The 12180-nt window shown below is 67.5% G+C and carries 5 protein-coding genes and 1 pseudogene; 5 read left to right on the top strand and 1 reads right to left on the bottom strand.

The window, feature by feature from the left end; translation table 11 throughout:
* Positions 1-6 precede the first annotated feature (6 nt).
* The 4 genes from ABD52_RS07565 to ABD52_RS07550 are packed head-to-tail and all read left to right on the top strand — an operon-like array spanning position 7 to position 9933.
* Complete coding sequence (locus ABD52_RS07565) at positions 7-3753, top strand: DUF6079 family protein (RefSeq protein ID WP_047891313.1); 3747 nt, start codon at positions 7-9, stop codon at positions 3751-3753.
* Positions 3754-3788: 35 nt separating this feature from the next.
* Positions 3789-6515, top strand: coding sequence for a BREX-2 system phosphatase PglZ (gene pglZ, locus ABD52_RS07560; protein ID WP_161801611.1), 2727 nt, complete (start codon positions 3789-3791; stop codon positions 6513-6515).
* Positions 6512-7819: a BREX system ATP-binding protein BrxD gene (brxD, locus tag ABD52_RS07555; protein WP_047891312.1), complete on the top strand. Its 1308-nt coding sequence runs from the start codon at positions 6512-6514 to the stop codon at positions 7817-7819. The genes pglZ and brxD overlap by 4 nt, the downstream gene beginning before the upstream one ends.
* Positions 7816-9933 carry a DEAD/DEAH box helicase gene (locus ABD52_RS07550; protein ID WP_047891311.1) on the top strand — a complete coding sequence of 706 codons (2118 nt, stop codon included), beginning with the start codon at positions 7816-7818 and terminating at the stop codon, positions 9931-9933. The genes brxD and ABD52_RS07550 overlap by 4 nt, the downstream gene beginning before the upstream one ends.
* Positions 9934-10321: 388 nt before the next feature.
* On the opposite strand, the pseudogene ABD52_RS40680 reads toward ABD52_RS07550, so the two are convergent.
* A pseudogene (locus tag ABD52_RS40680) lies at positions 10322-10517 on the bottom strand (hypothetical protein).
* A 108-nt stretch (positions 10518-10625) separates the two neighbouring features.
* Here ABD52_RS40680 and ABD52_RS41655 point away from each other — a divergent pair.
* On the top strand, positions 10626-11504 hold the full coding sequence (locus ABD52_RS41655; RefSeq protein ID WP_047891309.1) for a macro domain-containing protein: 879 nt from the start codon (positions 10626-10628) through the stop codon (positions 11502-11504).
* Positions 11505-12180 lie beyond the last annotated feature (676 nt).

Here is a 12180-nt window from a genome sequence, read left to right as displayed (position 1 = left end):
GAAGGCGTGAGTACCCCGCTCCGCGACGTCATCACCATTCCCGAGCGTGCTGGCGCGGAGGACTACGTTCTGCGTCTGACCGACTCGGTCGGGCGCAGCGCGGTCCAGCGCACGCTTGACGAGTATGTCGTCACCGATGCACTTGTCGAGGCGTTCGACGCGGCTATGGGCTTGGTGGCCGAGGGAATCACCTCCGGCACGAGCCGCGGCTCGTTCCTCACCGGCTCGTTCGGTTCGGGTAAGTCGCACTTCATGGCCGTGCTGCATGCCCTCCTCGAACACGAGCCGGCCGCCCGCTCCAAGGCTGAGCTTCAGCCCGTGGTGGCGCGCCACGATCCCGTCCTGGCCGACCGGAAGATCCTGCCACTCGCCTTCCACATGCTCGGGGCGCGGACGATGGAGGAGGCCCTCTTCCAGGGTTACATCCGCCAGATCGCCGAGCGCCGCCCCGGTGCGCCGCTGCCCGCCGTACACAAGTCTGATGCTCTTCTCGAAGACGCTGAACGTTACCGGGCCCAGCTCGGCGACCAGCAGTTCTTCGCCGGCCTCAACGGCGAAGCAGGGGGCGAGGGCGGCGGCGCGGCCGATCCCTGGGCTGCCGTGCTGGGCGCGGGGGAGTGGGATGCTGTTCGCTACGCCGAGGCTCGTGCGGCCTCGGCCGCGAGCCCCAGCCGGCAGAAGCTGGTTTCGGCCCTGGTCGAAACGTACTTCCGCTCCTACACGCAGCAGGCGGAGTACGTCGACCTGGACACCGGCCTGGCGGCGATTTCGACGCACGCCAAGAGTCTCGGCTACGACGCCGTGGTCCTGTTCCTGGACGAGCTGGTCCTGTGGCTGGCGTTCTCGGTGCAGGACCGGGAGTTCTTCCGCCGCGAATCGCAGAAGCTCACCAAGCTGGTCGAGTCGTCCATCGGTGGTCGTCCTATCCCGCTCATCTCCTTTGTGGCCCGGCAGATGGACCTGCGGCGCTGGTTCGCCGACTCGGGCGCCAGCGGCGCGGAGCAGGACGCGCTCGACCGCGCCTTCCGCCACCAGGAAGGCCGGTTCGGTGTCATCCCGCTCGGCGACGACAACCTGCCGTACGTGGCCAATCGCCGCCTCCTGCAGCCCAAGGACGCCGATGCTGCCGCCGTGCTCGAGGGCGCGTTCGGTGCGATCGACCGCCGGCCGGCGGTGTGGGACGTGCTGCTCGACGGCGTGAACACCGATGAACGGCATCGGGGCTCCGATGAGAAGGCGTTCCGCCTCACCTACCCGTTCTCTCCGGCCCTGGTGTCGACCTTGCGCAGCCTGGCCAGCGTCATGCAGCGCGAGCGGACCGCGCTCAAGGTGATGCAGCAGATGCTCGTCGACCGGCGCGAGACTCTTACGATCGACCAAATTATCCCGGTCGGTGACTCCTTTGACCTCGTGGTGCAGGGGCAGACCGGGCAGGCGCTGGACGCCGAGGCGGCTGCTCTCTTCCGGTCGGCCAACAAGCTCTACACGGACAAGCTGCGGCCCTTGCTGCTCGGGATCCACGGCATCGACGAGCGGACCCTGCGCGAGGAGCCCGAGAAGGTTCCGCCGGGATTCCGCACCGACGATCGGCTGGCCAAGACCCTCCTGTTGTCGGCCGTCGCCCCGAAGGTTCCGGCCCTGATGGCGCTGACCGCGGCCCGACTCGCGTCGCTCAACCACGGTTCCATCGTGTCGCCGCTGCCGGGTGGTGAGGCGGCTGTCGTGCTGTCCAAGGTGCGTACCTGGGCCCGGGACATTCCGGAGATCCATCTCGACGGCGACGACCGCAACCCGACGATCCGGGTGCAGCTGTCCGACGTCGACTACGAGTCGATCGTGGAGCGGGCCAAGGCCGAGGACAACGAGGGCCGGCGCCGTGAGCTGTTGAAGGACCTTGTCAGCGAAAGCCTGGGCATTACGCTGGCGTCCCAGGACCTGCAAGGTGCCTACCCGTACGATTTCATCTGGCGTGGCTCGAAGCGCAAGGTCGATGTGCTCTTCGGCAACGTTCGCGACCGCAGTTGGCTGTCCGACGACCACTTCCGGGCGGCCCCGGACACCTGGCGCATCGTCATCGACCACCCGTTCGACGACCCGGGCCACTCGACGGCCGAGGACCTGCAACGGCTGGACGAGATGGTGGCTCGCGGTGTGCAGGAGCGGACCGTGGTGTGGCTGCCGCGGTTCCTGTCGGACGACAAGATCCGCGAACTGCGACGCCTCGTCATCCTCAACTGGCTGCTCGACGGCAGCACCGAGCGCTGGCAGGGGCACGCCGACCACCTCAACGAGGCCGACCGTGCCCTGGCCCGGTCAATCCTGGAGTCCCAGCGAAACACGCTGCGGCGCAGCCTGGAGGACGCGGTGCAGCAGGCATACGGCGCCGCGTCACCGCGCCCGGGCGTCCTCATGGAGGACGCGTCACACGAGCGGACGCTGTTCTCCTTCGAGCGTCGCTTCGCCCCTGTCAATCCGGTCGGCGCCACGCTCGGTCAGGCCTTCAACAACCTGCTCGACCAGGCGTTCAAGGCCCTCTACCCCGCGCATCCGCTGTTCGAGCCAGGCGACGTCGAGGTCAAAGTCCGCGACCTCAAAGCCGTTGCTCGGTACGTCGGACAGACCGCGGCGGACAGCGAGAAGCGCGTCGAGCTTCAGGCCGACGCCGCCGTGGTACGACGGATCGCGGAGCCGCTCGGCGTCGGCAAGGCCACGGAGATGCACTACCTCTTCGGCGACGATCGGTTCACCCCGTGGGGTCAGGAGATCGAGCGAGCACTTGGCCGACGAGCGCAGGAACAGGGCAAGCCCGCCGACGGTCCGGTGACCGTCGCGGAGCTGCGGCGCTGGATCCGGGACGTCTCGCCCGCCCATGGGTTGCGGGACGAGGTCGCCGACCTGGTTGTCATCGCGTGGGCGGCGCTGCGGCAGCGGGCTTGGTTCCAACAAGGGACGGCGCTCCCGGTCGTACCGGAGCCTGGCTCGCTCACCCCGGTGATGGAGCTGCGCACCCAGGAACTGCCGTCCGCCGGTGATTGGGAGGCGGCGCGAACCGTGGCCGGCGCTATGCTCGGCATCACAGCCGGGGCGTATCTCACCGCGCCCGCTGTGGCTGATTTCGTAGGGCAGGTCGCCACCAAGGCAGCGGAACTGTCGAAGACAGCGCCCGGATTGGTGGGAGCGATCGAGGCGGCGTACCGACGTCTGGCGATTGCAGAAGGTAGCCGGCTGAGGACCGCCAAAGCCTGTTCCGCGCTGATGCAGCAACTGCGTCACCTGGACGGCGTCAAGCTCGTCCAGGTGTTGGCGAAGGCGGATCTCGGCGGTGCGACTCCAGTCGCCGCGGGTAAATCTCTGGCTTCGGCGGACGCTGTTGACAAGGCACTCACTGCGTTTCCTTGGCACCGGCTCGACCCGCTTCGCGAAGCTATGAAGGGCGAGGGAAGCCGCGCCGCGGATGCTGCTGCCGTCGTGAACGGCCTACGGGCCGCTCTGGAGCAGGACGAGTTGCCAGTCCCGATTGGACGGGCGCTTGCCTCCTGCGAGGACGGGATTTTCAGCTGGTTGGCGGGAAGCACCTCGCCCCCGACGGGTCCTATGCCCAAGCCAAAGCCGCCGGTGGTGTCGGGTCCCAAGGCAGGGAGTTCCAGCCGGGCAGGCGGAGCGGGAAACAGAGAGATCATGGACCAGCTGCAAGCCTTCTTGAACGACAACCCTGACGTCACCGTTGAGGTGACGTGGCGAGTGCTGCCGTGACCGTCGCTATGGCCGCAACGCGGGTGAGCGCATCGATGGTGCTCGCCATCGTTGACGAAGCTCGCGCCAAGAACTACGGCAGCGGCGTCATCGGCATCCGTGGCGTCCCCGACCGCGCCATCACCGCGGACCTCCAACAACAGGGCCAGACCGTACGGGTACGAGCGGCCGAGTCAGCGCTGGCCGCCCGCGAGCTGCTCGGCGACCACCGCGACGGCGACTGGCTCGTCGTCGTCACCGACCGTGACGACGCCGACCTCGGCGCCGGTATCCTCGCCCACTTCATCTGGCAGCGCTTGCGCAGCCCTGACCCGTGGGAGGCAGTGCGCACTCGATTCGCTGCCACCGGGATCGACCCTGCCCTGACCAGCCGACCGGACAACCGAGAGCTGGCGACCGCCTTGGTCGCTGCAACCCCGCAGGCGGGCTGGCCCGCAGCCCCGGCCGGGGTACTCACCCGCACCCACGCGCTTGGCGCCGTCGCCGCAACCCACCTCGGCTTCGATACGGACACCGCCGACGTCCTCGGCGTCCTCCGCTGGTCGATCGCTGCGCAGAGCGTCGCCTCCCTCGGTGCTTTGCGCCGAAGCGTCGGAGACCTGCTCGCCGACACCACGCTTGACTGGATCGCCCAGCGGGCGGGCTCGGCGGCAGGCCCGATACGTGCGCTGCTGTCTCGCGGCGAGCTCGCCGACGTCGTACCGCTCGGGCTGGTCCTCCGCTTGCTGACCGCTGACCGATATGACCCGCCGACAGCGCATCAGGCCCAACTTGCTCTGGTCCGGCTCGAACCGCGGTGGGGCGATCCCAGCCCTTCGCCGGTCGCGTTGGCCGCACTCGGGCAAGCAGCGGACACACTGTTGTCCGACCTGATTCACGATCGGCGCGCCGACGACGACGTTGCGCGCTCCCTCGACCGGGCCGACGTGATTCTCGCGCAGATCCAGGCCGAGCCGCTGGCCCGCTACTCAGACCTTCTCGCCGGCGGGTTACGGGCACGATTTGTCGCGCTTGCCGACGCCCTGCGTCGGGCAATCGCTTCACCTGGCCATCTCGACAATACGAACACCGTCGAGACCGCCTGGGCAGCAGTTCAGAAGCACCGGCTCGGAGCGAAAACGCCACTTCGCGTTCCCTTCGAGGCTGCGGTACGACTTGTCCGGTGGCTCTCTGAAGTTGATCCTCCGCCCGGCGCTGCCTCGGATGCCCGTGCGCTTGGCGCTCTCGTGCGCCAGTACCTCGACAACGCGGCATGGGCTGACGCGGCGATCAACGACGCGTTCGGCGGCGTTGACGATCCGAGCCTGTCAAGCGCACTCCACGCCGTCGTCACGGCCGCGCAGAAGCGACGTCGCGCCCAGGAACGTCGCTTCGCCCGGGCGCTCGCCTCAGCGTCAATCCCTACCAGCCGCGGCGTGCCCGCCGACTCGGGAACCATCTGGTACCTAGAGCAATTGCTACCAGGCTGCGTCATCCCGCTCGCCCGCAAGGCCCCCGTGCTGCTGCTCGTCCTCGACGGTATGAGCGCCGCTGTCGCGACGGAGATCCTGTCCGACGCGACTACACGTCTCGGCTGGCTCGAGGCTGCCCTGCCAGGAGCCGGCAACCGCCGGAGGACCGCAGCGCTCGCGGCGTTGCCGTCAGTCACCGAGGTGAGTCGTGCCTCTTTGCTCTCCGGCCGCCTAACCCGCGGGCAGCAGTCCGAAGAACAGCACGGGTACGCGGAAATCACCGCCAAAGGCGGAAAGATCACTGCACGGCTCTTCCATAAAAAGGCAGTGGATACGACGGCAGCAGGCTGGTCGGTCAGCCCGGACGTCGGCAGCGCCATCGATGACATCGAGCTGTCGCTGGTGACCGTCGTTCTGAACACGATCGACGACGCACTCGACCGCAGCGACCCTGCGGGAACGGTTTGGACCGCTGACGCTGTCAAGCATCTTGAACCGCTTCTCGCTCGGGCTGCAGCCGCAGGGCGGACGGTCGTCGTGACCTCCGACCACGGTCACATCGTCGAACGCCGCCAAGGCGCACAACGTTCGTACCCGAATATTTCCAGTGCTCGTTCTCGCCCGGCGACCGCTCCCGTCCAGGACGACGAGATCGAGGTCAGCGGCCCTCGCGTCCTCACCGATGGCCACCGAGCCGTCCTGGCCGTCGACGAGACCCTCAGGTACGGGCCCCTGAAGGCCGGCTACCACGGGGGAGCGAGCGCAGCGGAGGTCGTCGTCCCGGTCGCCGTGCTCGTACCTGATGAGACCCGCAACCGGGCCGGCCTGGACTTGCTGCCGCCGCAGGAACCCTCCTGGTGGCTCACCTCCGCGGCCGCTCCGTGGCTGCCTGCCGAGCCGCCAGCCCCGAAAGCCGCGATCACCAAGAGCCGCGGAGATCGACAGGACAGGCCGGCCCTGTTCGACCTGGGCCCGCAGGCCACCGAGCAACCGGCGGTGACACTCGGCCAGGCCGTCGTGACCAGCTCGGTCTACAAGGCGCAGCGGAGGATCAACGGCCGCCTCATCGTCACCGACGATCAGATTGCGAGCATCATCGACGCGCTGGTGGGGGCAGCTGCCAACCGGCTGGCGCCAACCCTCGCAGCCCAAGCCCTAGGAGTGGCACAGACCCGGCTCCGGGGTGCGCTGACGCAGGTTCAGCAACTGCTCAACATTGAGGGGTACGCCGTTTTGGCCGTCGAACCAGCGACCGGCACGGTCATGCTTGACGTCACGCTCCTGTCCGAGCAGTTCGAGGTGCCCTCGTGACGCTGGACGTCTCCCAGCGGCGCCGACGCGAGGTGATCGATGCGCTTCGCCGTGGAACCGTTCCGGAGAGCGGACTCGACCTGCTCGCGGTCGGCCTCGACCGATTTTCCGCCGCTCTCGACGGCGAGCTCGACACGGTCAGTTCTGGCGGCGCCGTGTTCAAGGCGGTGCGGGGCGAATACGGCGCTGGCAAAACCTTCTTTACTCGACACTTGGCCGAGCGGGCTCTCCGCCGCGGTTTCGCCGCGGCCGAGGTACAGATCTCCGAGACCCAGACGCCGTTGCACCGGTTGGAGACCGTGTACCGGCGCATCACCGAGTCCATGCGGACGGCGTCGATACCATCCAGCGCGTTCCGCGCTGTTCTTGACTCCTGGCTGTTCACGCTGGAGGCCGATGCGCTCGAAGCTGATCCCGCTGCGGAGGCAGACGTGGGCGCGGCGGTGGATCGGCTCCTCGAACAGCGGCTCGCCCAGGTCAGCAAGCACTCCCCGCTCTTCGCACTGGCGTTGCGTGGCTACCGGGCGGCATTGAGCTCGGGCGACACCGTCGTCGCCGACGGGCTGGCCGCATGGACGGCCGGACAGCCACAGGTCGCGGCGTCGGCGAAAGGAGCCGCCGGAATCCGTGGCGAGCTCGACCATTTCGGCGCCATGGCCTTCCTTCAGGGGCTGCTCACCGTCCTGCGGGACGCCGGCCATCCGGGGTTGGTCGTTGTCCTCGATGAGGTCGAGACACTGCAACGGGTCCGTGGCGACGTCCGGGACAAGGCACTCAATGCGCTGCGCCAGATGATCGACGAGGTGCACTCCGGACGCTTCCCCGGGCTGCATCTCGTCATCACCGGCACGCCTGCGTTCTACGACGGGCAGCAGGGCGTGCAACGGCTCGCTCCGCTGGCGCAACGGCTTGCCGTCGACTTCGGCACGGATCCCAGATTCGACAACCCCAGGGCCGTGCAGATCCGTCTGCCGGGCTTCACGATCGGGTCCCTGGTCGAGCTGGGTGGCCGCGTTCGGGATCTCTACGCCGCCGGGTCAACTGCTCCCGACCGGATACGGACTCTGGTCGACGGCGCGTACCTTGACCAGCTGGCTCGTGCCGTTGCCGGCGGCCTGGGTGGAAAGGTCGGCATCGTGCCGCGCCTGTATCTGAAGAAGCTGGTGGGCGATGTCCTCGACAGGGTCGACCAGTTCCCGGACTTCGACCCGAGGCAGCACTACGCGCCCACAATGTCGGCAGCGGAGATGACCGACGTGGAACGCAACGCCGCAAGCGCCGACGACATCAAACTAGACGTGTGACCGCCGACCTGCTGCATCCCGTGCTGCTGCACCACATCGTCAACTCCCTGCAATGGCCGGGTCTGCGACCCCTGCAGGAAGCTGCTGTGGGGCCGCTTCTGGCTGGCGAGGACGCCCTCCTCCTCGCCCCGACCGCTGGGGGCAAAACCGAAGCGGCAGCGTTTCCGCTGTTGTCCCGGATGGCAGCCGAGGGCTGGTCTGGTACCTCCGTGCTGTACCTCTGCCCGCTCAAAGCTCTGCTCAACAATCTGCTGCCGCGCTGGGAACGCTACGCCGACTGGCTGGGACGGCGAGCCGCGCTCTGGCATGGCGACGTCACCGCGTCGCGACGGCGGGCCATCCTGGCTGCCCGCCCGGACGTGCTCCTGACCACGCCGGAATCCTTGGAATCGATGCTGGTCAGCCGTAACGTCGACCATTGGGCGTTCTTCGCCGGTCTGCGTACCGTGGTCGTCGACGAGGTGCACGCTTTTGCCGGCGACGACCGTGGCTGGCATCTGCTCGCCGTCCTGGAACGTCTGACCCACCTGATCGGCCGCCCCGTTCAGCGGATCGGGCTCTCGGCAACCGTGGGCAATCCGGATCGCCTGTTGACCTGGCTGCAGGGCTCTGGCGCGGGTGTTCGGGCCGGAAGCGTCATCGCTCCTGACCTGCCGGTCGCCGCGACGGCGACTACGGTGACACCTCCGCCGGGTGAAATCGAACTCGACTTCGTCGGATCCCTGCAAAATGCTGCCACCGTGCTCGCCGGGCTGCACTCCGGTGAGAAACGGCTGGTCTTCTGCGAATCCCGCCAGGCCGTAGAACAGCTCGGCAGTCTTCTGCGGGATCGCGGCATCACTACCTTCCTGTCACACGCCTCGCTGTCCGCTGACGAAAGAAGACGCTCGGAAGAGGCGTTCGCCGAGGCACGCGACTGTGTCATTGTTTCGACCAGCACACTCGAACTGGGAATCGACGTCGGTGATCTCGACCGTGTCATTCAGATTGACGCCCCCTCGACCGTGGCCTCATTCCTGCAACGACTCGGGCGCACAGGTCGGCGGCCTGGCAGCATCCGCAACTGCCTCTTTCTCACCCGCAGCGGCGACGCCCTGCTGGAGGCAGCGGCCCTGCTGGTGCTCTGGGGCCGCGGATGGGTCGAGCCAGTCGTCGCCCCGCCAGAGCCACGGCACATCGTCGCCCAGCAGATGCTCGCGCTCTGCCTGCAAGAACACCGAGTGGGAGACCAGAACTGGCCGCAGTGGTGGAACGGTCTCGACCCCTTCGGCCGCGGCGCCACCCCGATCCTTCGCCATCTGATCGATCAGGGCTACCTCGACAGCGACAGCGACATGCTTTACATCGGTCCCGAAGCTGAACGGCGCTTCGGGCACCGACACTTCATGGGCATGACAGCGGTATTCGTCGGAGCACCCGAGTTCACCGTCCTGGTGGGCCGCGATGAGCTGGGCCGCGTGGACCCCGCGCTGCTCACGGAGGAGGTGCAGGGCGACCGTCGACTGCTACTCAACGGGCGAAGTTGGCGGGTCACCTACATCGACTGGCGGCGCCGGCGCTGTTTCGTCGAACCCGCCGAGAGTGGCGGAAAGGCTCGCTGGATGACCGGGGGGTGGGCAGGTCTTGGATTCGAGCTGAGCCGCGCCATGCGGGAGGTACTTCTTGGTGCTGATCCCCCTGTGAAGCTCACTCAGCGAGCAGCGAAGCGGCTCGCTCACGAACGGGATGAACGATCCTCGCTGGTACATCCGGGGGGCAGCGTAATCCTCCGCGATCGGGATGGTGGTGACCTACGGTGGTGGACCTGGGCCGGTTTCCGCGCGAACGCCACCTTGGCGGCCACGTTGACCGAGGTGGTCGACCCGGTCCAACGCTTCGACGACTGCCAGGTCCGCCTACGGGCGAATCTCACTCGGAAAGAATGGCGGACCCTCATCGCCGACGCAGATCAGCGTCTGTGCTTGCCCGAAGTCAACAAGAAAGCTCTTGACGGACTCAAGTTCAGCGAAGCCCTGCCGGAGCGGCTCGCGCTGGCGACGTTAGCGTCTCGCCTCGCCGACCTCGGCGGCGCAACCGCTGTCCTGCAGGAGCCGACGCGGTTCGTTCAGACATAGCCGAGCAGGTCGATTTGGCTGTGTGACGTGTTCGAGTTCGGCTACGAGGTTCGCGAATGTGGCCGCTCCAGTCTCGCGCTCGATGGGGACCTCCGACGCGACGCTCTGGCCCTCCAGCGTGCTGACCCTGGCACACCTCACCCTCACCGACCGGGCCCGCTGGCTGAGGGACAGCGACGGGGGCCTGCACGTGCAAGCACTCGTGGAGGTGCATCAACAATTGTTATTCGTCGCCGAGGCGCCCGGTTGGCTGGGCCGCACTGATCGTGTCGCCGTTGCTGGCCACCCAAGCCGACCTCTTGTTCCCCAGGGCTGGCCGGCGATGTGGGCGTGCAGCGGGAGCCCAACCATGATCTTGGCTGCCGCTTCGTCTCGGCGGGCTGCCGGGTCATTCGCGGCGGTCCAGGGCGCCTCGGGGTAGGGCTGGCAACAGTCAGGGCGGTGTCGGTAGACGCGTGGGTCACGGCCGCGCCGGTGGCCGTACGCGGGTTTGATCTCGCGCAGGCAGGCCCGCCACACGGCGGTCTCCCCACGCCGGGCACCACCTGGCGCTCATTGGGCCCGCCGCTCAGCAGCACCTCCACGCTCCCGAAACGTAGTCACCGTTCCGGCTGCACCGCGAGCGGCAGGAGCGGGAAGCTTTGTACCGGGGTGGTCGCTGCACTGTCGGTGCCTCCGGGCAGACTGATGCCGTGCCAGTCATCACCGCCGTTCTCGGGGACATCACGACGCAGGACGTTGACGCCATCGTCAACGCGGCGAACAAGGCCATGCGGCGAGGCGGCGGTGTGGATGGCGCGATTCATCACAGCGGAGGCCCGGCGATCCTGCGTGACTGCATCGCCCGGTTTCCTAACGGCCTCGCCACCGGCGACGCCGGATGGACAACAGCAGGCGACCTGCCCGCCCGGTGGGTCATCCACACCGTCGGCCCCAACTACCACGCCGGGCAGCGCGACCGCTCCCTGCTTGAGTCGTGTTACCGCCGCGCGCTGAAGGTCGCCGACGAACTGGGCGCGCGCAGCGTCGCGTTCCCGCTGATCAGCACCGGCGTCCGCGGTTGGCCACACGCCGATGCCATCGAGGCGGCGATCGAGACCATCGCGGCCGCCGAGACGGGCGTCGACGAGGTGCGGCTCGTCGCATTCGACGAAGCCATGCACAAGCGAACCCGCGCGGCCGTCTGGGTTCGGTGTCCGCCGTCCGTCGACACAGACAGCGTCGGCTCCTTGTTTGAGCGCGAGCCGATCCAGTACTCGCTGCGCGGCGATTTCTACCTGTGGCGAGAACTTCGCGCGCGGTTCGCCGACACGCCGCTGCCAGACGACTGGTTCGACTTACGGACGCTCATCATGGACACCATCGAGCAGGTTGTCGGCGAACATCTCACCAGCCGCGAATCGGCACCGTGGCACGACCACGCCGGAGCGATATACGTCCCCGAGTTCGACCCGGGCCACGGCATGTCTGCCGGTGCCGTCCACGTTCCATGGTGGGTGCACACGGGAGTGCCGATCCTGCTCGACCGCTACGCCGCGCGACGCGAACCCGACACATTCTCGGCTGACTGACTCAATCCACCTGCACCAGGCCCGGCCCGGGCATTGTGGTAGGCCAGCGGACGGTGTGGACGGCGCTTGGTCCACCACACAGACTGCCCTCAGCTCACGGCAGTGGACGAATGCTTACATCCACAACGACCCGGCCGCGTGAAGGATGACTTCCCACGCGACAGCTGGCATCCTGGAGTCCCGATGGCTGCTTCGAAAGGGGCGCGGTGGTCAGGGGCCGCACAATCAACGATTGGTACCTCGGTCGTGGCTCGTCCCCGGCGGATGACAGGACTGACGACGAAGCTTCCGATCACGGGCCTGACGCGTGGCTGGACCGGGCTCTGGCCACACCTGATCGCTCTTCCGCACCCCTGGTTATCAAATCCAAGCCCCCTGCCCGGCGACGAGGCAAGGCGGAGGCGACCGCGGCTTCGGCAGGCATCCGTCGCGCACCGAAGCCGTCAGTTCGTGAACTCGAGAGTGAGATTGCCGTCATCCTGCGCTCGAAGGCGCAGGAATCCGTGCAAAAAATTCTTCACCGCAAGGGCGACGGTTGGGCTCGCCTGACATCGAAAGAAATCTCTCTTGCCGTACGCCGGGTACAATCCCGAATCAAGCGCATCCCGAAGCCCCGCAAGGAGATAGTGGTCGCTGCGACACCCAGACCTGTTGAGGTTCGCCCTCCTCTCGAGGA

The organism is Micromonospora sp. RV43, assembly GCF_001029515.1.
GTDB classification, from domain to species: Bacteria; Actinomycetota; Actinomycetes; order Mycobacteriales; family Micromonosporaceae; genus Micromonospora; species Micromonospora aurantiaca.
This window is presented reverse-complemented; position numbering and strand designations above follow the sequence as displayed.